The organism is Acidovorax sp. FW305-C-20-28, from assembly GCF_058783375.1.
The window spans coordinates 58,468-77,672 of the sequence record NZ_JBYSYM010000020.1; the positions used below are offsets into that span (position 1 = coordinate 58,468).

General features: G+C 67.3%; 22 protein-coding genes. 11 read left to right on the forward strand and 11 right to left on the reverse strand.

Going from position 1 to position 19,205, the window contains the following annotated elements:
* Positions 1-62: 62 nt before the first annotated feature.
* The 9 genes from AC3WOH_RS21765 to kefC all read right to left on the reverse strand — a co-directional run bounded on the left by AC3WOH_RS21765 (position 63) and on the right by kefC (position 9,165).
* Positions 63-356: a hypothetical protein gene (locus AC3WOH_RS21765; RefSeq protein ID WP_492231415.1), complete on the reverse strand. Its 294-nt coding sequence runs from the start codon at positions 354-356 to the stop codon at positions 63-65.
* A gap of 123 nt (positions 357-479) precedes the next feature.
* The gene (locus AC3WOH_RS21770) at positions 480-752 is read right to left on the reverse strand and encodes a hypothetical protein (RefSeq protein ID WP_492231416.1); all 273 of its coding nucleotides are present in this window, start codon (positions 750-752) and stop codon (positions 480-482) included.
* A gap of 13 nt (positions 753-765) precedes the next feature.
* Positions 766-1,410 carry a trimeric intracellular cation channel family protein gene (locus AC3WOH_RS21775; protein WP_492231417.1) on the reverse strand — a complete coding sequence of 215 codons (645 nt, stop codon included), beginning with the start codon at positions 1,408-1,410 and terminating at the stop codon, positions 766-768.
* A 33-nt stretch (positions 1,411-1,443) separates the two neighbouring features.
* Positions 1,444-1,800, reverse strand: coding sequence for a hypothetical protein (locus tag AC3WOH_RS21780; RefSeq protein ID WP_492231418.1), 357 nt, complete (start codon positions 1,798-1,800; stop codon positions 1,444-1,446).
* The gene (locus AC3WOH_RS21785) at positions 1,797-2,636 is read right to left on the reverse strand and encodes a hypothetical protein (RefSeq protein ID WP_492231419.1); all 840 of its coding nucleotides are present in this window, start codon (positions 2,634-2,636) and stop codon (positions 1,797-1,799) included. The genes AC3WOH_RS21780 and AC3WOH_RS21785 overlap by 4 nt, the downstream gene beginning before the upstream one ends.
* Positions 2,633-3,772: a PepSY-associated TM helix domain-containing protein gene (locus AC3WOH_RS21790; RefSeq protein ID WP_492231420.1), complete on the reverse strand. Its 1,140-nt coding sequence runs from the start codon at positions 3,770-3,772 to the stop codon at positions 2,633-2,635. Before AC3WOH_RS21790 ends, AC3WOH_RS21785 begins: the two co-directional genes overlap by 4 nt.
* 40 nt (positions 3,773-3,812) lie before the next feature.
* A complete protein-coding gene (locus AC3WOH_RS21795) occupies positions 3,813-5,996 on the reverse strand; it encodes a TonB-dependent siderophore receptor (RefSeq protein WP_492231421.1) in 2,184 nt (727 codons plus the stop codon).
* Positions 5,997-6,255: 259 nt separating this feature from the next.
* On the reverse strand, positions 6,256-7,017 hold the full coding sequence (locus tag AC3WOH_RS21800; protein WP_492231422.1) for a S1 family peptidase: 762 nt from the start codon (positions 7,015-7,017) through the stop codon (positions 6,256-6,258).
* A 267-nt stretch (positions 7,018-7,284) separates the two neighbouring features.
* Positions 7,285-9,165 carry a glutathione-regulated potassium-efflux system protein KefC gene (gene kefC, locus AC3WOH_RS21805; protein WP_492231423.1) on the reverse strand — a complete coding sequence of 627 codons (1,881 nt, stop codon included), beginning with the start codon at positions 9,163-9,165 and terminating at the stop codon, positions 7,285-7,287.
* Between the two features lie 167 nt (positions 9,166-9,332).
* Between kefC and AC3WOH_RS21810 the strand changes: the two genes are divergently transcribed.
* The 4 genes from AC3WOH_RS21810 (at position 9,333) to AC3WOH_RS21825 (ending at position 12,393) form a co-directional block, all read left to right on the forward strand.
* A complete protein-coding gene (locus tag AC3WOH_RS21810; protein ID WP_184857725.1) occupies positions 9,333-9,971 on the forward strand; it encodes a LysE family transporter in 639 nt (212 codons plus the stop codon).
* Between the two features lie 271 nt (positions 9,972-10,242).
* Positions 10,243-10,860 (forward strand): nucleotide-binding protein, encoded by a 618-nt coding sequence (locus tag AC3WOH_RS21815; protein WP_492231424.1) that lies wholly within the window; start codon positions 10,243-10,245, stop codon positions 10,858-10,860.
* Positions 10,861-10,939: 79 nt separating this feature from the next.
* Positions 10,940-11,404 carry a MaoC family dehydratase gene (locus AC3WOH_RS21820; protein WP_492231425.1) on the forward strand — a complete coding sequence of 155 codons (465 nt, stop codon included), beginning with the start codon at positions 10,940-10,942 and terminating at the stop codon, positions 11,402-11,404.
* A 47-nt stretch (positions 11,405-11,451) separates the two neighbouring features.
* Positions 11,452-12,393 (forward strand): LysR family transcriptional regulator, encoded by a 942-nt coding sequence (locus AC3WOH_RS21825; protein ID WP_492231426.1) that lies wholly within the window; start codon positions 11,452-11,454, stop codon positions 12,391-12,393.
* On the opposite strand, the gene AC3WOH_RS21830 is transcribed toward AC3WOH_RS21825, so the two are convergent.
* Together AC3WOH_RS21830 and AC3WOH_RS21835 are read right to left on the reverse strand one after the other, a co-directional pair.
* The gene (locus AC3WOH_RS21830) at positions 12,381-12,908 is read right to left on the reverse strand and encodes a tRNA (cytidine(34)-2'-O)-methyltransferase (protein WP_492231427.1); all 528 of its coding nucleotides are present in this window, start codon (positions 12,906-12,908) and stop codon (positions 12,381-12,383) included. The genes AC3WOH_RS21825 and AC3WOH_RS21830 overlap by 13 nt on opposite strands.
* Before the next feature lie 52 nt (positions 12,909-12,960).
* On the reverse strand, positions 12,961-13,734 hold the full coding sequence (locus AC3WOH_RS21835) for a phosphoribosyltransferase family protein (protein ID WP_492231428.1): 774 nt from the start codon (positions 13,732-13,734) through the stop codon (positions 12,961-12,963).
* A gap of 38 nt (positions 13,735-13,772) precedes the next feature.
* On the opposite strand from AC3WOH_RS21835, the gene AC3WOH_RS21840 reads away from it, so the two are divergent.
* The 7 genes from AC3WOH_RS21840 to AC3WOH_RS21870 all read left to right on the forward strand — a co-directional run bounded on the left by AC3WOH_RS21840 (position 13,773) and on the right by AC3WOH_RS21870 (position 19,201).
* Positions 13,773-14,681, forward strand: a complete 909-nt coding sequence (locus AC3WOH_RS21840) for a biotin synthase (protein ID WP_492231429.1) — start codon at positions 13,773-13,775, stop codon at positions 14,679-14,681.
* A 152-nt stretch (positions 14,682-14,833) separates the two neighbouring features.
* The gene (locus tag AC3WOH_RS21845; protein WP_184857891.1) at positions 14,834-15,310 is read left to right on the forward strand and encodes a DUF2244 domain-containing protein; all 477 of its coding nucleotides are present in this window, start codon (positions 14,834-14,836) and stop codon (positions 15,308-15,310) included.
* A 60-nt stretch (positions 15,311-15,370) separates the two neighbouring features.
* Positions 15,371-16,540, forward strand: coding sequence for a cytochrome c oxidase subunit II (coxB, locus tag AC3WOH_RS21850; RefSeq protein WP_492231430.1), 1,170 nt, complete (start codon positions 15,371-15,373; stop codon positions 16,538-16,540).
* Between the two features lie 37 nt (positions 16,541-16,577).
* On the forward strand, positions 16,578-18,209 hold the full coding sequence (gene ctaD, locus AC3WOH_RS21855; RefSeq protein WP_492231431.1) for a cytochrome c oxidase subunit I: 1,632 nt from the start codon (positions 16,578-16,580) through the stop codon (positions 18,207-18,209).
* Positions 18,210-18,220: 11 nt separating this feature from the next.
* On the forward strand, positions 18,221-18,334 hold the full coding sequence (locus AC3WOH_RS21860) for a cytochrome oxidase small assembly protein (protein ID WP_492231495.1): 114 nt from the start codon (positions 18,221-18,223) through the stop codon (positions 18,332-18,334).
* A 31-nt stretch (positions 18,335-18,365) separates the two neighbouring features.
* A complete protein-coding gene (locus AC3WOH_RS21865) occupies positions 18,366-18,998 on the forward strand; it encodes a cytochrome c oxidase assembly protein (RefSeq protein ID WP_492231432.1) in 633 nt (210 codons plus the stop codon).
* Positions 18,995-19,201, forward strand: a complete 207-nt coding sequence (locus tag AC3WOH_RS21870; protein ID WP_492231433.1) for a DUF2970 domain-containing protein — start codon at positions 18,995-18,997, stop codon at positions 19,199-19,201. Before AC3WOH_RS21865 ends, AC3WOH_RS21870 begins: the two co-directional genes overlap by 4 nt.
* Positions 19,202-19,205: the final 4 nt, after the last annotated feature.

Below are 19,205 nucleotides of genomic sequence, written 5' to 3' on the forward strand. Positions count from 1 at the left end.
CGGTGCAAGGCGGTCACTGGGGTTGGCCTGTGCAAAGGCAGATCGGGGCCCATCCCGGACGTTCAGATGTCCGCCCAATTCAGCGTTGCTGCAGCCCACACGGCCCGCTCGGCGTGTACCACGGCATCGGAAAGCGTTGGGAATATTGCAGAAGCGTAGTTGCCGTAGTCGTGCGGCTTCGTTGGTGAAGCCCACTGCACATCAAATCCGGGCACCGCCTGGTCTTCCCGCACCTCTGGCGGATCCTGGCAATCGCCGGAGCCATAGCGGATCGAGCAACTGACGATGCGCACACCCGTTGGGACATGGCCGTCGTACAACCACGTTCCTTCTCTGACGACGATGAAATCGCTCATTGCTATGCCTGCTCCCGGCTGGTTGCTCTCATCGTAGCAGCGGCCGCGCAGGGCCCGAACCAGGGGTCCGCTGACCTTGCAGCCCTATTCCCTGGTGCCACTTTCCCGCGGTGGCCGTGCCCCTCAGCGGAGCCCGATCCTTGCCTGCACCAGGCGCTGCACCTCGTTGACCAGAGCGGCGAGCTCTGGTCGGTCCCCGTACATGTCGAACTCGCGCACAGCGATCAGGCCCATGGACAGAGGGCCTGGCGGGTCCTCGCGCGGAACGCCCAGAACGAAGTTTCGGCACCACAGCAGTTGGCGCTCGATGCTCACCGCCGGTGCGAAAGCCTGCGCAGCCATGGGGCGAATTTCTGCGAGAGCCGCGTCAATTTTTTGGAGAAGTTCTTCGTCCATGGTGCCTCCCGCCTCACACCCGCCAGGCCGGCAACTCCCAATTGCGCCAAAGCGCCAGCCCGCGCAGCCCGGCGGTGGCCAGCACGCAGGCCAGCAGCGGGGTCCAGGGGGGCGTGTCCATCTGGCGCAAAGCCACGTCGATCCAGCCGCCGGCAAAGGCGCACAGGGCGTACGGCCGGTGGTCGCTGAAGGCCTGGGGCACCTCGTTGCACAGCACGTCGCGCAGCACGCCGCCGAAGACGCCGGTGGTCACGCCCATCATCACGGCGATGATGGGCGGCATGCCCACGGCGGTGGCGGTGTCGATGCCCACGGCGGCGAACAGGCCCAGGCCGATGGCGTCGGGCAGCAGCATGGCGCGCTCCGTCGGCTTGAAATGGCGCTGGCGCATGAACAGCATGGCGCACACGCACAGCGCCAGCAGGCCCCAGATGAAGCCGGTGTGGCGTATCCAGAAAAACGGCCGCTGGTCCAGCAGCAGATCGCGCAGCGTGCCGCCGCCGAATGCCGCCACAAAGGCCACCACGCACACGCCCACCACGTCCATGCGCTTGCGCGCCGCGGCGATGATGCCCGACAGCGCGAAGGCAATCGTCGCCGCCACCTCGATGAGAAAGCGCAGCGTGTGAATCCAGGGGGCGTCGAGCAGCAGGTCCATGGGCGCGATTGTGCAGCGCCACCCGCCGAAAGACTACGCCAGTGCGTGCACCAGCAGTGCCAGCGTGCAGCCCGCACAGCCTGCGATGCCAAGGCGCCGCGCCCAGCGCAGGCTGCCCTCTGGCCACAGGTTCATGGCCAGCACCAGGCCCCAGCCCAGCACCATCCACGAGGCGAGCGGTATGGCGATACCTGCGGCCGGGCCGGCAGCCACCGTGGCGGCGGCCGTCTGCAGGGCCAGTGTGCCCAGTGCCAGGCCCCAGGCCTTGCGCTGCGGCTGTGGGCCCGCGAGGGCGTCGCCCCAGGCGCGCGTGGACGTGGCCTGGGCCCAGTGCACCAGGGCCAGCAGGCAGGCGGCGGCCGCGCTGGCCAGGGCCAGGGTGTCCGTCATGCCGTGCTCTCCACCGGCTGCTGTGCGCCGGGTACGGGCGCTGCGTTGTGTCGCTGTTGCCGCCGTTGCCGGTGCAGGCGCCGCAGCACGGCGATGCCCATGGCCAGGCACAGGGCCGCGGCAATGCCCCACACGGCCATGCCCGATCGCCATGCCAGCCACGCCAGCGCCGCAGCGGCCAGGGCCGCCAGCACGGCGGCGGCGCGCGGCCACCAGGCCTGCAGCGTGGCGGCGGGCAGCACCAGGAAGAAGGCCGTGAGCAGGCCCAGCATGCCGGCCCCGCGCGCGGGCTCGCCGGCCGCCAGGGCGATGCGCAAGGACTCTGCCGCCAGCAGCGCCGCGAGCCAGAACGACAGGGCCTGCGTGGAGGGGCTGCGTGGCCGCCGCCAGCGCAGCGCGCGGCGCGGCGCATGTGCACCGGGGCCGCCCACTGCCTTGCGCGGGGCCTGCACCCGCGCCGGGCCGATGAAGGCGGCCAGCCCCGCCAGCATGGCGCCCAGCGCCACCAGGCTGGCCAGCATGGGCCACTGCAGCGGCGCGCCCAGCACCAGGCCCGCAGCACCCGCCAGCGCCAGCAGCACACCGGCCGCACCCAGCGACACGCGCCACAGCGCGATGTGGCGCAGCGCCCAGGCTGCCAGCAGCGAGGTGATGAGCCAGGTGCCAATCAGCGTCCACACGGCCCACACCGGCCGCTGCGCCAGCGGCGCCAGGCCGGCCGGGGGCCACAGGTGCACGAGCACGGCCACCAGCATGGCGGCGGGCACGGTGGCGTGCAGCGCGAGAAAGCAGCGCACCACGAACGAGGGGGCGGGAGCGGCGGCCGGCTTGGTCATGCCCGCAGTCCGCCCTGCACGCCCGCCTGCTGTTGCTGCTGCGCCTCGCGCCGCCGCTGCTGGCGCGAGTCCAGCCAGATCAGCGTGCCCGAGATCGACAGAAACGCCGGCGTCATGCCCAGGATGAAGTACAGCCACTTCAGCGCCAGCCCGCCGAAGTCGCCAAAGTGCAGCGGCTCCATGAGCCCGTTGACCAGCGACCAGAAGCCCGCCGTGCGCGGGTCCAGCGTTTTCTTGGCATCGCCCGTGGCGGCGTTCATGTCCACGCGCGCCGTGCTGGCCAGGTGGCCGGCCAGGGCGCCGGTGAAGCTGGCCTCGGCAGCCGTGGTGCCCCAGCGGCGCAGCGACACGTAACGCGCCTGCAGCCCCGGCACGGCCTGCTGCGCGCTGCGGTACAGGGCGTCGAGCGACTGCATGGGCGCAGGCTCCGCCGCCGGCGGCTTGCGCACCGCACTGGCCGCAGGCGCGCCCGCCAGCACGTACCTGGTGCCCTGCTCGAACAGAGGCGCCAGCCCCAGCCAGGCGCCCGTGGCCGCGATCAGGATGTGAAAGCCCAGGCCCCAGATGCCGGCGGACTTGTGCAGGTCCGACATCACCACGCGAAAGCTGCGGCCCCAGCGCTGGGTGAACAGCTCGGCAATGATCTTGCGGTGGATGACGATGCCCGTGCCAATCAGCACCAGCATGGCCGCACCGAGAAAGCCCACGATCCAGCGCGGCCCGAAGAACAGAAACACATGCAGCATGCGCAGGTACTGGCCGAGCTGGCTGTCCACCGGGCCCACCACGGCGCCCGTGTCGGCGCGCAGGGCCACCTTGGTGCGCTGGCTGGCGGGCGCGCCGCGCTCGCGCACATGGGCGAAGTAGTTGGGGTTCACCTCGTCGGGCAGGGCAATGGTCTCCACCGTGGCGCCCGGGTAGCGGGCCTGCAACTGCGCCAGCACCGTATCGAGCGGCGCGGGCGGCTCGCTGCGCGGCAGGCCGGCCAGCGAGGGGTTGGCCCACAGATCGATCTCGTTCTTGAACACCACCACCGCGCCCGAGAAGCACACGATGAACATCAACAGGCCCGTGACGATGCCCGCCCACGAGTGCAGGACGAACAGGCGGTTCAGGGTGCGCTGGCTGGTGGGCATGGTGGCTGGCGGTGGGGCTGGCGTTGTGGGGTGAACGGCTTCAGAAGAAGTACGTCAGCCCCAGGCTGAAGTTGCGCGGCAGCGCGGGCGAGACCACGTTGGCGTTGATCGCGCCGTCGTAGTACGCCTTGTTGAACAGGTTCTTCACCCCGGCCGTGAGGCGGTAGTTCGGGCCCGCGTAGCTGATGGAGGCATCGGCCACCACGTACGAGGGCAGGGTGAACGGGTACGAGCCGACCTGCTCGCTCACATAGCGCCCGCCCAGGCCCAGCGTCACGCGCTGGTACTGCGGCAGCTTGTAGGTGGCCCAGGCCGTGAGCGTGTGGCGCGGCGTGAGGTTGAGCGGCAGGCCCACGATGGCGGCGTTGTTGTCGCGCGTGACCTTGGTCTGCGTGTAGGTGTAGGCGCTGGTCAGCTTGATGCCGTTCTTCAGGTCGGCGCCCAGCTCCACCTCCAGGCCGCGCGCACGCTGCTGGCCGGTCTGCACGCTGAAGCCGGTGTTCACCGGGTCGGCCGTGGTCACGTTCTCGCGCACCAGGTCGAAGATGGCCAGGGCACCCGTGAGCTGGCCGCCCGGTGCCTCGTACTTCAGGCCGGCTTCCCATTGCTTGCCGGTCTCGGGCACAAAGGGCGTGCCGTTGAAGGCCAGGCCCGTGGTGGGCAGGAAGGACTCGCCATAGCTGCTGTACGCCGCCCAGCCGGGCTGGAACTCGTACACCAGGCCGGCCGACAGCGTGGTGGCGCTGTCCTTCTGGCGCGTCTGCACGCGGGTGATGCGGTTGTCCGTGTCGTTGGTGGACCAGTCGCGGCGCAGGCCCACCAGCGCCGTCCAGCCCTGGCCGAACTTGATCTGGTCCTGCGCGTACAGCGCGCCCACGGTGAGCTTGCCGGGCGCATCGCTGGTCAGCGCCGCGGGGCAGTTGGCCTGCACGCCATAGGCCGGCGCAAACAGGTCCAGCGCGGCAATGGAGCAGCTGCGGCTGGCCAGCAGGCTGTGGCCGCTGCGCACATCGAGGCCCGTCACCAGTTGGTGCTTCATGCCCAGCGCCTCGAAGCGCGTGAGCAGCGAGGTATCGGTGGCCAGCAGGTCGTAGTCCATGTACTGGCGCGAGGCACTGCGGTTCTGCAGCCGCTGGTTGGCCTGCAGCGCCTGGTTGGAGACAAAATTGCCCGTGCCCTTCTCGGTCTCGTAGCGCACGTTCTGGCGGAAGGTCATGGCGGGCGATACCTGGTGCTCCAGCGCATAGCCGATGGTGGTGCTCTCCACGTCGTACACGCCAAACGCCGGTTCGCCCGTGAACAGGGTGCGGGGCAGCGTGCCGTTGCGGTTGGGCAGCAGCGTGCCATAGGGCGTGATGCCCTGCTGGCGCATCCACTCGCTGCGGCTGTAGGTGGCAAACAGCACCAGGTCGGTCTGCGCACCCAGGTCGATGGACAGGGACGGCGCGAACCAGCGGTCCTTGCGGTAGACGAACTGCGTCGGGTCGTCGGCATCCGTCACCTGCGCGTTGATGCGCAGCGCCGTCTTGCCCGACTCGGACAGCGGTCGGTTCACATCGGCCTGCAGCGTGCGCTGGCCAAAGCTGCCCACCTCGACACCCACCTCGTTCAAAGGCTCCTTGCGCGGGCGCTTGCTCACCGCGTTGACGATGCCGCCCGGCTGCACCTGGCCATAGAGCACCGAGGCCGAGCCCTTGAGCACCTCGAAGCGCTCGTACCCATAGGGCTGCAGCTTGGCCCACATGCCGGGGCTCTGCACCAGGCCATCGACCAGGATGGATTCGGTCGAGCGGAAGCCGCGGATGTTCAGGTCATCAAACCCCCGGCGCCCAAAGTTCACGGGGCTCACCCCCGCCACCGTCTGCAGCGCCTGCTGCACATTGGTGATCTGGCGCGACTCCATCTGCTCGCGCGTCACCACGCTGACGGACTGCGGGGTTTCGAGCCGCCGCATGGGCGCCTTGCCGGCCGTCTGCGCTTCGACCGGGGCAAAGCCCATGTCTTTTTCGGTGCTGGCGTTGATGCGCACCTCTTGGAGCTGGGGGGCGGTGGTGGTGTTGGCCGGGGCGTCGGCCGCCTGGGCAAAGGCCGATTGCGCCAGGCACAGGGCCAGCGGCGTCAGGGCGAACAGGCCGGCGGTGCGGGCCGGTGTGCGGGAAGAAGAATCAGCAGCAACAGCAGGCGCGCGCGAACGCAGCGCGGCGCGGGAAGGCAAAGAGTGCATGGAAAGGGTCCGGGACTACAACACAACAGGAGCGGCGGGCGGGCGCTGGCGGGCATCCTGAGGGCGGGACACTTGGCTTGCGAGAGGGTGGTAATTGTAATGCGAATGACTCGCGTTTGCGAAAAATTGTAAAGAGGGGTGGGGATTGCGCCGAAGCGGGACGTGTCGAGGCGCAGGTCCGACTATGCACCCAGAGCGGTACGCCTGGATTTTTTGATGCCACCGGAAGGGAGTGCTCAAGTCCCTAGATGAAAATCACCTATGCATTGTCAAATGTGGGCGAAAGGAAGGGTTGGAATATCCCCATCCTTCTCTTTTCGAAACGTCTTTTTGATTCGATCAAATTGACAATGATCTTTCGATCTACAAAGAGAATCACGCCCGCTTGAGGCGTTCCTTGAATTGCCATGCCTGCAAAGACAAAGCAGTCTTTTTCGCCAGGGGTGCGCTTGAGCATCAAAACGGGACTGCCGCTCAGGCCACCGAACGTCGACAAGCCCGCAGTGTCTGGAATCAACAGCCTGTGCGTGAAACTGTTGCTGTCTGCGGGGCCCGCGTAAGTGCATCTCAATTCCAAAAGAGTGCCGTATACCTCTTTGGCGTCGTAGTCGACCCCGGTGTGTTCCCGGGGAAAGCCCACAACGAAGAAGCTCGATGTATGTGCGCAAGCCTGCCAGTCGCCACCTGCAAGCGCGAGATGAATCAAACGAGTGTCTGGCGCTTGTTTGATGCCAAGCTCCAGCGGCATTTCATGAATCGCCAAGTCGGTCCAATCGTCCGCACGGATGGTGGCGTCAAACGTGTATGAGTCCTTAAGTGGTACGAAGCGTCCTGAGGGGCTGAGCACGCAAATGTTGTCTGGATCCGAGTTCCCTATCACGTGCCTCGCCGTGACAAAAAATACTCTCCTTCGCGTACCAAGCATGAACCCGGTTCCCCATACGGAGATAGGAGTTTCTTCAACCTTGGTGCGGAAGATAACGGGCTGGATGCAATGCTGGAGGGTTTCGTAGATGACCATACCGTGAGCTGAGTGGGGGGCGATTCATGGGCGTTTGTATAGCAAGGTCCCGGACCCGTAGCTGTTACCGTTGAGCCAGCAACCTCGCAGATTTCCCTGCGATAGCGCACCAACTCCTCGCTAAGCACAACTAGACGCCGAATACCTTTGATTGCGACCTGCCATTGGAAAAACTGAGCGCCGAAATACGGCATCGGCTTCCGCCCAAAGCGGCGTAGCTGAATCCGAACGGCAGGAAGGACGAGATCTCCAGCAATTTACAGAGCTTCAGCCCTTGTCAGTGCCGGGCGCCCCACCGGCAGGGTGCTCGTCCTGCGCCCCCCCATACCCCGGATAGGCGCTGCCCCCACCCTCCGCAGCCTCCTGCCTTTCCCGCGCCATCTGCTCCGCCAGCTGATTCCGCCCCTCGCGCGCCACGGCGATCATCTTGGCGCGGTCGCGGTGGTGCGGGTACATGCGGTCGGACAGGGCGATGTTGTGCTCGCGAAAGCGCCTGGTCATCTCGGTGGCCTGGTCGGGCGGCAGGCCCATGAGTTCGAGCACCGTGCGGGCGCTGTGCATGCTCGATTCGAACAGCTCGCGCTGCACCAGGGTCACGCCCTCGTCGCGCAGATTGTTCCAGTGCGTGAGGTCGCGCGCGCGGGCCACCACCTGCAGGTGGGGGAAGTGCTTGCGCGCGAGCACGGCGATCTTGACGGACTGCTCGGGGTCGTCCACTGCGATGACGAGGATGCGCGCCTGGCCGGCGCCGGCAATGCGCAGCAGGTCGAGCCTTGTGGCGTCGCCGTAGTGCACGCGGTAGCCGAAGGTGCGGGCCACTTCGAGCATTTCCACGCTGTGGTCGAGCACGGTGGTGCGTATGCCCTGCATCAGCATCACGCGCGCCACGATCTGGCCGTAGCGGCCGAAGCCGGCGATCACCACGGGGGCCTCCTGGGGCTCCGAGATCTCTTCGGCCTCGGGCGCCTTGAGGTGGGCGTACCGGCGCAGCAGCACGCGGTCCAGCACCACCAGCAGCAGGGGGCTCAGCAGCATCGACAGCGCCACGGCGCCGATCAGCAGCGAGGCGGTTTCGGCGGGGAACACCTGGGCGCCCGCGGCGGCCTGGAAGACCACGAAGGCGAACTCGCCGCCCTGGGCCAGCAGCAGGGTGAACACGGGGCGCTCCTGGTAGGGGATGTTCACCGCGCGCGCCAGCGCGTAGATCACCACCGCCTTGCAGGCCAGAAAGCCCAGCAGGATGCCGGCCATGAGCCAGGGCGAGCGCATGAGCACGCCAAAGTCGATGCTCATGCCCACGGCAATGAAGAACAGGCCCAGCAGCAGGCCCTTGAAGGGCTCGATGTCGGCCTCCAGCTCGCGCCGGTACTCGCTGTCGGCCAGCAGCACGCCGGCGAGGAAGGCGCCCAGCGCCATCGACAGGCCCACCATCACCATCAGCATGGCGATGCCCACCACCAGCAGCAGCGCGGCGGCGGTGAAGACCTCGGGCGTGCGGCTCTTGGCGATCCAGCGCAGCAGCGGGCGCAGCAGCAGGCGGCCACCGAGGATGATGGCGGCGATCACGCCGACGATCTTGGCCACCTCCCACACCACCTCGCCGGGCGAGTGGCTGGTGGTGTCTGCTGCGGCGCCCAGCAGCGGCAGCAGCGCCAGGATGGGGATGGCCGCCACGTCCTGGAACAGCAAGATGGAAAAGCCCGCCTGCCCGCTGCTGGTGCGCATCAGGTTGCGCTCGGCCAGGCTTTGCAGGGCGATGGCGGTGGACGACAGGGCCAGCCCCAGTGCGCCCACCAGGCCCACGCGCCAGGGCAGGCCCACCAGGCTGGCCAGGGCGAACAGCACGGCCGCGCAGCCCAGCACCTGGGCCGTGCCCATGCCGAAGATGGGGCGGCGCAGCGCCCACAGCCGGCTGGGCTGCAGCTCCAGCCCGACAAGGAACAGCATGAGCACCACGCCGAACTCGGCAAAGTGCAATATGTCCTGCACATTGCTCACCAAGGCGAGGCCCCAGGGCCCTATGGCGATGCCCGCCGCCAGGTAGCCGATGATGGCGCCCAGGCCCAGCGCCTGGGCAATGGGCACGGCCAGCACGGCGGCCGTGAGGTACAGAAAACCGTAGGTGAGCCAGGTGGGTGCGTGTTCCATGGAAGGGTAGGGCGGCTTGTTGTGGTTGGCGATGTGCTGCAGCCCCGCCGTTGATTCTGGCACCCCTTGCCGCGCTCCGCTTTTGGTAGCGCAATAGGCCCGCAAGCCATGGAGGGCGTCCGCATTGATAAGATACGTGCCCTTGCTTTTTGTGTGGTGGGTGCTCCATGGAATTCCAGACCTGGTTGGCTTTTTTCGCGGCCTCGTGCCTGATTGCGGTGTCCCCGGGCTCGGGCGCCGTGCTGTCCATGAGCCACGGCCTGTCGTTCGGCGTGCGCAAGACGGGCGCCACCATCCTGGGCCTGCAGTTGGGGCTCTTGCTCATCTTGCTGATCGCCGGGGCGGGCGTGGGCTCGCTGCTGCTGGCGTCGGAGCTGGCCTTCAGCGTGGTCAAGGTGCTGGGCGCTTGCTATTTGATCTATGTGGGCTTCAGCCAGTGGCGCGCGGGCGATGCCTCGCCGCTGCAGGGCGACGAGCAGGAGCCGGCCGGCACCTGGCAAAAGCGCTGCCTCACGGGCTTTCTGACCAATGCGACGAACCCCAAGGGCATCATCTTCATGGTGGCCGTGCTGCCCCAGTTCATGACCGACACGCGCCCGCTGTGGACTCAATTGCTGGTGATGGCCGCCACCACGGTGGCCGTGGACGTGACCGTGATGCACGGCTACGCCGCCGGCGCCAGCGCCATGCGCCGCCTGATGCGCAGCGCCCGCGCCGTGCGCACGCAGAACCGGGTGTTCGGCGGGCTGCTGATGGCGGTGGGCGCAGGTCTCTTTTTCGTCAAGCGCGGCGGCCAACACGCATAGGGTGTCCTGAGTTGGAATTTCGTTGAAGAAATCCCCCGACAATCGCCGCCATGCGTCGTTGCAAATGCTCGCCATGCCACCCGGCATGGCTGTGCTTTGCGCCTAGCCTGGCAGCGATTTCGGCAGATTTCTTTCTTCAACGGAATTCCAACTCAGGGCACCAGCTTGCACTGCGCTATCAATTGGGTAGCATCTGCAGGGCCGTGTGCCATGCGGGCACTTCATTCCGGTTGATTTCTTCATTGCCAGACCCAACGCAAGGAGTTTCGTGATGCCAGTGATCGTCGTTGCCAACCCGAAGGGGGGCGTGGGCAAGTCCACGCTGTCGACCAATGTGGCGGGCTACTACGCCCGCCAGGGCCACCCCGTGCTGTTGGGCGACACCGACCGCCAGCAATCCGCACGCCTGTGGCTGGGCCTGCGTCCGCCGGCCGCGAGGCCCATAGGGGTGTGGGACGCGAGCGCCGACGTGATCGCCAAGCCCCCCAAGGGCACGACGCATGCGGTGCTCGACACCCCCGCCGGCCTGCATGGCTGGCGCCTGAACGACGTGCTCAAGCTGGCCGACAAGATCATCGTGCCGCTGCAGCCCAGCGTGTTCGACATCTTCGCCACGCGCGGCTTTCTGGACCAGCTCACCGAGCACAAGCGCTCGGAGGGCGTGCAGGTGGGCATCGTGGGCATGCGCGTGGATGCGCGCACGCGCGCGGCCGACCAGCTGCACCAGTTCGTGGACAACCTGGGGTTTCCGGTGCTGGGCTACCTGCGCGACACGCAGAACTACATCCACCTGGCGGCGCACGGGCTCACGCTGTTCGACGTGGCACCGGGCCGCGTGGTGCGCGACCTGGAGCAGTGGCAGGGCATTTGCACATGGCTGGACGAATGAATGGGTGCTGAACGCATGAGGGTTAGTACCTGTCGCTCGGCCGACATGGGGCGGCGGGGCCCGGCGCTACATTGGGGCCATGAAAATCTTCCGCTCCTACTCCGAAGTCAGCGCCTGCGTGGGCCAGGAGGTCGCAGTCACCGACTGGATCACCATCACGCAGGAACAGGTCAACCTGTTCGCCCAGGCCACGGGCGACCACCAGTGGATCCATGTGGACCCCGAGCGTGCCAAGGCCGGCCCCTTCGGCGCGCCCATTGCGCATGGTTTTCTCACGCTGTCGCTGATTCCGCGCTTCTTCGAGTCGGGCCTGACCATCGAGGGCGCGCGCATGGGCGTGAACTACGGGCTGAACAAGGTGCGCTTCACCTCGCCGGTGCCGGTGGGCAGCCGTGTGCGCGCACGCCTGACGCTGCAGGCCGCCGAGCCGCTGGCACCCGATGGCATGCAGATGACCTGGCTGGTGACCGTGGAGCGCGAGGGCAGCGACAAGCCGGTGTGCGTGGCGGAATCGCTCGCGCGCAACTACGGCGCTGCACCTTGAGAGCAGGGCGCCCGGCGCCCTCCCACTTATCGCAGGAGGACTGAGGAATGGACCGCCTGCAAGCCATGAAAGTCTTCGACCGCGTGGTCGACGAGGGCGGCTTTGCCGCCGCCGCGCGCGCGCTCGACATGTCGCCCCCGGTGGTCACCCGCATGGTGGCCGAGCTCGAGCAGCACCTGGGCACGCGCCTGCTCCAGCGCACCACGCGCAAGGTGGCGCTCACCGATGCGGGCGAGGTCTACCTGCAGCGCGTGCGCAGCATCCTGGGCGAGATCGACGATGCCGAGGCCGAGGCCGTGGCCAGCACGCGCGACCTGCGCGGCACCATCCGCATCGTGGCGCCGCCCGTGCTCACCACCCATTTCCTCGCGCCGCTGGCGGCGCTGTGGCATGCGCGCTACCCCCGGCTGATGCTGGACATCAGCGTCGATGCGCTGGCCCTGCGCCGCATCGACGAGTTCGACGTGGCCCTCATGGTGGCGGGCGAGGACTTCGACGCCAACATCGTGGCGCGCGCGCTGCTGCATGGCGAGGCCATCGTCGTGGCATCGCCCGAGTACCTGGCACGCAAGGGCGTGCCCCGGGATCCGCCCGACCTGCTGCAGCACGAGTACCTGCGCGACACGGGCGCACCCACGCGCGCCGAGATGGGCGGCGGGCGCAAGCTGCGCCTGCACCCGGCCGTGGGCGATGGCGACTGGCAGGAGGTGGATGCGCCGGCCGTGCTGCAGTCCGACAGCAGCGGCGTGCTGCTGCGCGCCGCGCTGGACGGTGCGGGCCTGGCCGTGACCTCGCGCCTGCTGGTGCAGGAGCACCTGGTCCACGGCGAGCTGGTGCATGTGCTGCCCGACTGGATCGTCTCGCGCTACACCGTGTACGCAGCGCTGCCCTCGGGCCGCATGCTGCCCGCACGCACCAAGGTGTTCCTCGACTTCCTGTCGGAGCAGGCACCCCAGGCCGCCGAGGACCTGCGACATCACCCCGGTTGAACCACCAGCGCCGGTTCGGTGACGGCCGGGGCGCTTGCCGCGGCGGCGTTCGCGGCGCCAAAGCTGTTCTGGCGCCAGGCCTCGAACACCGACACCGCCACCGCGTTCGACAGGTTCAGGCTGCGCTGGCCTTCGATCATGGGCAGGCGCAGGCGCTGCGCGGGGGGAAAGGTCTCGCGCAGCTCGGGCGGCAGGCCGCGCGTCTCGGCGCCGAAGACCAGCCAGTCGCCGGGCAGAAAGCAGTTGTCGAACAGGTCCTGCGAGCCGTGCGTGGTCATGGCGAACATGCGCGCCGGGTCGGGCTGTGCATCGCGCAAAAACGCCGTCCAGCCCGCATGGCGCAGTACGGCGGTGTACTCGTGGTAGTCCAGGCCGGCGCGGCGCATCAGCCGGTCTTCCATGGAAAAGCCCAGCGGCTCGATCAGGTGCAGTGTGCAGCCGGTGTTGGCCGCCAGCCGGATCACGTTGCCGGTGTTGGGCGGAATCTCGGGCTCGACGAGGACGATATGGAACATGGCCGGTATTTTGCTGCGAACCACGGCGCTTGCGGCCGCGGGTTGTAACAAATTACGGGGGGCTTGCGGCGCTGCCCTGCTGCGGCTCGGTGCGGGCAAACACCACGGCGCACAGCGAGGCCACGCCCGCCGCGCGCAGCGCCATGGCGGCGGCATGCAGGGTGGCGCCGGTGGTCATCACGTCGTCGATGAGCACGACATGCCGGCCGTGCAGTGCGGCCGCCTGCGCGGGCTCCACGGCAAAGGCGCCGCGCAGGTGGCGCAGGCGCTCGGCACGCGGCAACTGCGCCTGGTGCACCTGGTCTGCCTGGGCACCGCCCGCGTGCAGCCGCAGCAGCAGCGCGGGGTGGGTCTTGGTGGGGGCCAGCTGCCGGGCCAGCAGCCAGGCCTGGTTGAAGCCGCGCTCGCGCAGGCGCTCGGCCGACAAGGGGATGGGCAGCACCAGGTCGGCCGCATCGAGCGCGGGCGCCAGGCCCGGGGTGGTGCGCATCAGCGCCGTGAGCGCAGCCGCCCAGCCGGGGTCGGCGCGGAACTTGAAATCGGCCAGCACGCCGGACCAGGGGTAGGCGTAGTCCACGGCGGCCAGGCAGCGGTCGAACAGCGGCGGTGCCTTGAGGCAGGCACCGCACACCGCCACGCCATCGGGCACCCGCAGGGCGCAGCGGGTGCAGCGCGGCACCCGCTGGGCGAAGCGGGCCGTGCACGCCGCGCAGACGCGCGCGGCAGGCCAGGCATGGCACACGGCGCACTGGCTGGGCAGGGCGCCCGCCAGGGCGCGCAGCCTGCGGCCCACCCCCGATAGCCCCGTGACTGCCTTGAACTGCATGAGTCAATATACTTGTTCGGCCCCCCGGTTCTTCCCTTATGCCCACAGAGCGCCCCCCCACGATCGATCCCGCCGCGGCTGCCCGCTGGCATGCCGCCGCACCCGCCGCCTCCCCCTGGCTCCATGAAGAGGTGGCGCGCCGCATGGAAGACCGCCTGCAGTGGATACGCCAGGCCCCCGCCGCCTGGTGCCACTGGGACCCCGTGCGCGGCGGCCTGCAGGGCCATGCGCTGGTGAGTACCCGCTACCCCAAGGCCGCCTGCCAGGTGGCCGAAACCGCCGCCCACTGCCGGCCCGTGGCCGAGCAGGCCCTGGCCCGACCCTGGTGGAGCCCGGCGCGCTGGACCGGCCCGGCCGCGCAGTTCGGCCTGCCGCCCGACGCCAGCGTGCAGATGCTCTGGGCCAACATGGCGCTGCACATGGCGGCCGACCCGCAGGCCCTCATCGCCCAGTGGCACCGCGCGCTGGCGACGGATGGCTACCTCATGTTCTCTTGCCTGGGCCCCGACACCGCGCGCGAGCTGCATGCCGTGTACGCCGCCCTGGGCTGGCCCCCGGCCGGCCATGCCTTCACCGACATGCACGACTGGGGCGACATGCTGGTGCATGCCGGCTTTGCCGAGCCCGTGATGGACATGGAGCGCATCACGCTCACCTTCGCCACGCCCGAGCGCCTGCTGCAGGAGCTGCGCGAGCTCGGCTGCAACCTGCACCCCGGCCGCTTCGGCGCCCTGCGCGGGCGCGGCTGGCGCGAGCGCCTGCACGCCGCGCTGGCCGAGCACCTGGCCGACCCGGCCCAGCCAGGGCAGTTGGCACTGACTTTCGAGATCATCTACGGCCATGCCTTCAAGCCCGCGCCGCGCCTGAAAATGAGCGCCAGCAGCGCGGTTTCGCTGCAGGACATGCGGGCCATGCTGGCCAGTGGAACAGGTAGAAGTACCGGGTAGCTCGCTGTCAATGACATGGAACAAGGCACGCTACAATTCAGGGTTATTGGGATTTCGGGCATCTTCCCGCGCAACGTAGCGGGCTGCGCATGCCGCGCCAGTGGCTTTTTTGCTGGTGTGGTCTGCAGCCGGCAGTCTTGTGGGCACCTCCGGTGACAGGCTTGGTATTTCGCTTCGCCACGGTCTCGGGCCAGCGCATCGATTGGCGCCTGGTCCGCAACTGCTCGGTCACGCCGGCGCAGATGGGGTGGATGTACCTGTCGCTGTGTGCCGTGTCGCTGGGCATTGCGACGTTCTTCTGGCTGCTCGGAGCCCGGTTGGTCATGCCCTTCGCATGGCTGGAGATAGTGGTTGTTGGTTTGGCATTCGCCACATACGGACGTCATGCGGCCGATGGCGAGAGGATCTCACTGCAGGGCTCGCGCCTGGTGGTGGAGTTGGAGACAGCAGGCAAGCTCCAGCGTGCCGAATTCGACCGGAGCTGGGTTCGCGTAGAACCCAAGACCGGCGACCGGTCGCTGATCACCTTGTCTGGCCAAGGCCGATCGGTGGAAGTGGGGCGCTACGTGCGCCCCGAGCTTCGGCCGGCCCTGGCATCGGAGATACGCATGGCCTTGCGCGCAGCCTGACCCCACGCAGGCGCGCCAGCAGGGATTGGTTAATTTGAGGCTTAGAAGTAAGTGAGAACTATGAAGAGCATTTCCAATAAGCTGGCTTCTCTGCTGCTGATCGCAGGCACATGGGTAGGTGGCGTGGCCCATGCCGTTCAAGACCTGCCCGGCGGTCCTGCAGTCAACCAGCTCAACCTGCATCCTCCGGTCACCAAGATCGCCGAGGAGCAGCATTTCCTGCATTGGATGATGCTCATCATCTGCACGGTGATCTTCGTGGCCGTGTTCTCCGTGATGTTCTATTCCATCTGGAAGCATCGCCAGTCCAAGGGCGCCAAGGCCGCCAACTTCCATGAGTCCGTGACCGTCGAAGTCGTCTGGACCATCATCCCCTTCATCATCGTGATCCTCATGGCCCTGCCTGCCACCAAGGTGCTGGTGGCGCAGAAGGACACGACCAACGCCGACCTCACCATCAAGACCACGGGCTACCAGTGGAAGTGGGGCTACGACTACATCACCGGCGAAGGCGAGGGCCTGGCCTTCATCTCCACGCTGGACAGCAGCCACCGCGTGATGTCCGACAGCGGCAACGTCAAGGAAGCGCCCGCCAACTACCTGCTCAAGGTGGACAACCCCATGGTGGTGCCGGTCAACAAGAAGATCCGCATCATCACCACCGCCAACGACGTGATCCACGCCTTCATGGTGCCGGCCTTCGGCATCAAGCAGGACGCGATCCCCGGCTTCGTGCGCGACACCTGGTTCCGTGCCGAGAAGATCGGCGACTACTACGGCCAGTGCGCCGAGCTGTGCGGCAAGGAACACGCCTACATGCCCATCCACGTGAAGGTGGTGTCCGCCGAGGACTACACCGCCTGGGTGGCCGACCAGAAGAAGAAGGCCGCCGCCAAGCTCGACGACCCGACCAAGGTCTGGACGCTGGAAGACATCGTCAAGCGTGGCGAGAAGGTCTACGCCGCCAACTGCGCCGCCTGCCACCAGGCCAACGGCAAGGGTGCCGGCCCGATCAAGCCGCTGGACGGCTCGGCCGTGGTGCTCGATGCCGACCACGCCAAGCAGATCCAGATCGTGCTCAAGGGCGCGGCCAATGGCGCCATGCCCGCATGGGGCCAGCTGAGCGACACGGACATCGCGGCCGTGGTCAGCTACACCAAGAACAACTGGTCCAACAAGACCGGCCAGCTGGTGCAGCCTTCGGAAGTCGTTGCCCAGCGCGGCAAGTGATCGACGCCCAACGTACTGATTGATTGAGGAATCCACAATGAGCGCAGTTCTCGACAACCACGGGCACGCTGGCGACCACGCACACGACGACCACGGCCACCACGGCCCCACCGGCTGGCGCCGCTGGGTGTTCGCCACCAACCACAAGGACATCGGTACCCTGTACCTGCTGTTCGCCTTCGCCATGCTGATGGTCGGCGGCATCCTGGCCCTGCTGATCCGCGCCGAGCTGTTCCAGCCCGGCCTGCAACTGGTCAACCCCGAGCTGTTCAACCAGCTCACCACCATGCACGGCCTGATCATGGTGTTCGGCGCCATCATGCCGGCCTTCGTGGGCTTTGCGAACTGGATGATCCCGCTGCAGATCGGCGCCTCCGACATGGCCTTCGCGCGCATGAACAACTTCAGCTTCTGGCTGATGATTCCTGCCGCGGCCATGCTGGTCAGCTCCTTCTTCATGCCCGGTGGCGCACCCGCCGCCGGCTGGACGCTGTACGCACCGCTGACGCTGCAGATGGGCCCCTCGATGGACGCCGGCATCTTTGCCATGCACATCCTGGGGGCCTCGTCCATCATGGGCTCGATCAACATCATCGTGACCATCCTGAACATGCGCGCCCCCGGCATGACGCTGATGAAGATGCCCATGTTCGCCTGGACCTGGCTCATCACCGCCTACCTGCTGATCGCCGTGATGCCCGTGCTGGCCGGCGCCATCACCATGACGCTGACGGACCGCCACTTCGGCACCAGCTTCTTCAACCCCGCCGGCGGCGGTGACCCGGTGATGTACCAGCACATCTTCTGGTTCTTCGGCCACCCCGAGGTGTACATCATGATCTTGCCGGCCTTCGGCATCGTGAGCCAGATCGTGCCCGCCTTCGCGCGCAAGAAGCTGTTCGGCTACGCCTCCATGGTGTATGCCACCTCGTCCATCGCCATCCTGTCGTTCATCGTGTGGGCGCACCACATGTTCACGACCGGCATGCCCGTGACCGGCCAGCTGTTCTTCATGTACGCCACCATGCTGATCTCGGTGCCCACGGCCGTGAAGATCTTCAACTGGATCGCCACCATGTGGCGCGGCTCCATGACCTTCGAGACCCCGATGCTGTTCGCCGTGGGCTTCATCTTCGTGTTCACCATGGGCGGCTTCACCGGCCTGATCCTGGCCATGGCGCCGATCGACATCCAGCTGCAGGACACCTACTACGTGGTGGCCCACTTCCACTACGTGCTGGTGGCGGGCTCGCTGTTCTCGATGTTCGCGGGCGTGTACTACTGGCTGCCCAAGTGGACCGGCCACATGTACTCCGAGACGCGCGGCCAGATCCACTTCTGGGGCTCGCTGATCACCTTCAACATCACCTTCTTCCCGATGCACTTCCTGGGTCTGGCCGGCATGCCCCGCCGCTATGCCGACTACCCCATGCAGTTCGCCGACTTCAACGCCATCGCCTCGGTGGGCGCCTTCGGTTTCGGCCTGATGCAGGTGTACTTCTTCCTGGCCATCGTGCTGCCCGCCATGATGGGCAAGGGCGCTGCGGCCCCCGCCAAGCCCTGGGACGGCGCCGAAGGCCTGGAATGGGAAGTGCCTTCGCCCGCACCGTTCCACACCTTCGAGACCCCGCCCAAGCTGGATGCCACGGCAACCCGCGTGATCGGCTGAGCACCATGCCCATGACCCCCGAACAGAAGAAGAGCAACCTGCGCCTGGGCTTGATCCTGGCGTCCATCGCTGCGGCCTTCTTCGTCGGGTTCATGGTCAAGATGGTCCTCTTGTCCTCGCGCTGAAGCACCACCACGAGGCACCGGACCCGTCACCATGAACCTGCGCCGCGAAAACGCCAAGATGGTGGGCAAGCTGGTCGTGATCGCGGCCGGCATGTTCGCATTCGGCTACGTGCTGATCCCCATCTACAAGCACATCTGCGAGATGACGGGCATCAACATCCTGTCGCTGTCCGAGCGCCAGGTGCCCGGCAACGGCGTGGCCGGCAAGGACGTGAAGGTGCCTGCCAACACGCAGGTGGACAAGAGCCGCACCATCACCGTCGAGTTCGACGCCAATGCGCGCGGCCCCTGGGACTTCAAGCCCGCCCAGCGCTCGGTGCAGGTGCACCCCGGCGAGCTGACCACGGTGATGTACGAGTTCCAGAACGTGCAGAACCGCCGCATGGCCGCCCAGGCCATCCCCAGCTACGCACCGCGCCAGGCCGCAGCGCACTTCAACAAGCTGGAGTGCTTCTGCTTCAACCAGTACACGCTGGAGCCCGGCGAGAAGAAGGAATGGCCGGTGGCCTTCGTGATCGACCCGCGCCTGTCCAAGGACGTCACGACGATCACCCTGTCCTACACCTTCTTCGAAGTGGGCGGCAAGACGCCCGCGGCGCCCGAATCCACGGCCGCCGCACCGGTGCTGCAGCAGCAGCCCGCTACCGAAGGGGCTGGCTCATGAACGCCCCCTCGCCCGTGCAGCGCAAAGGCTCGCTGCTGCGCACCATCCGCGCCGTGGCCTGGTCCTTCATCGGCTTGCGCAAGGGCAGCGAATATGCGCAGGACGTCGAAAAGCTCAACCCGGTGCACATCATCGTGGTCGGGCTGGTGGCGGTGTTCCTGCTGGTGATCGGGCTGATCGCCCTGGTGAACTTCATTGTGTGACGGC

What these genes read in the sequence shown, in the direction of transcription:
- AC3WOH_RS21765 (WP_492231415.1), bottom strand. Translation starts at nt 356, where the DNA reads ATGAGCGATTTCATCGTCGTCAGAGAAGGAACGTGGTTGTACGACGGC.
- AC3WOH_RS21770 (WP_492231416.1), bottom strand. Translation starts at nt 752, where the DNA reads ATGGACGAAGAACTTCTCCAAAAAATTGACGCGGCTCTCGCAGAAATT.
- AC3WOH_RS21775 (WP_492231417.1), bottom strand. Translation starts at nt 1,410, where the DNA reads ATGGACCTGCTGCTCGACGCCCCCTGGATTCACACGCTGCGCTTTCTC.
- AC3WOH_RS21780 (WP_492231418.1), bottom strand. Translation starts at nt 1,800, where the DNA reads ATGACGGACACCCTGGCCCTGGCCAGCGCGGCCGCCGCCTGCCTGCTG.
- AC3WOH_RS21785 (WP_492231419.1), bottom strand. Translation starts at nt 2,636, where the DNA reads ATGACCAAGCCGGCCGCCGCTCCCGCCCCCTCGTTCGTGGTGCGCTGC.
- AC3WOH_RS21790 (WP_492231420.1), bottom strand. Translation starts at nt 3,772, where the DNA reads ATGCCCACCAGCCAGCGCACCCTGAACCGCCTGTTCGTCCTGCACTCG.
- AC3WOH_RS21795 (WP_492231421.1), bottom strand. Translation starts at nt 5,996, where the DNA reads ATGCACTCTTTGCCTTCCCGCGCCGCGCTGCGTTCGCGCGCGCCTGCT.
- AC3WOH_RS21800 (WP_492231422.1), bottom strand. Translation starts at nt 7,017, where the DNA reads ATGGTCATCTACGAAACCCTCCAGCATTGCATCCAGCCCGTTATCTTC.
- kefC (WP_492231423.1), bottom strand. Translation starts at nt 9,165, where the DNA reads ATGGAACACGCACCCACCTGGCTCACCTACGGTTTTCTGTACCTCACG.
- AC3WOH_RS21810 (WP_184857725.1), top strand. Translation starts at nt 9,333, where the DNA reads ATGGAATTCCAGACCTGGTTGGCTTTTTTCGCGGCCTCGTGCCTGATT.
- AC3WOH_RS21815 (WP_492231424.1), top strand. Translation starts at nt 10,243, where the DNA reads ATGCCAGTGATCGTCGTTGCCAACCCGAAGGGGGGCGTGGGCAAGTCC.
- AC3WOH_RS21820 (WP_492231425.1), top strand. Translation starts at nt 10,940, where the DNA reads ATGAAAATCTTCCGCTCCTACTCCGAAGTCAGCGCCTGCGTGGGCCAG.
- AC3WOH_RS21825 (WP_492231426.1), top strand. Translation starts at nt 11,452, where the DNA reads ATGGACCGCCTGCAAGCCATGAAAGTCTTCGACCGCGTGGTCGACGAG.
- AC3WOH_RS21830 (WP_492231427.1), bottom strand. Translation starts at nt 12,908, where the DNA reads ATGTTCCATATCGTCCTCGTCGAGCCCGAGATTCCGCCCAACACCGGC.
- AC3WOH_RS21835 (WP_492231428.1), bottom strand. Translation starts at nt 13,734, where the DNA reads ATGCAGTTCAAGGCAGTCACGGGGCTATCGGGGGTGGGCCGCAGGCTG.
- AC3WOH_RS21840 (WP_492231429.1), top strand. Translation starts at nt 13,773, where the DNA reads ATGCCCACAGAGCGCCCCCCCACGATCGATCCCGCCGCGGCTGCCCGC.
- coxB (WP_492231430.1), top strand. Translation starts at nt 15,371, where the DNA reads ATGAAGAGCATTTCCAATAAGCTGGCTTCTCTGCTGCTGATCGCAGGC.
- ctaD (WP_492231431.1), top strand. Translation starts at nt 16,578, where the DNA reads ATGAGCGCAGTTCTCGACAACCACGGGCACGCTGGCGACCACGCACAC.
- AC3WOH_RS21860 (WP_492231495.1), top strand. Translation starts at nt 18,221, where the DNA reads ATGACCCCCGAACAGAAGAAGAGCAACCTGCGCCTGGGCTTGATCCTG.
- AC3WOH_RS21865 (WP_492231432.1), top strand. Translation starts at nt 18,366, where the DNA reads ATGAACCTGCGCCGCGAAAACGCCAAGATGGTGGGCAAGCTGGTCGTG.
- AC3WOH_RS21870 (WP_492231433.1), top strand. Translation starts at nt 18,995, where the DNA reads ATGAACGCCCCCTCGCCCGTGCAGCGCAAAGGCTCGCTGCTGCGCACC.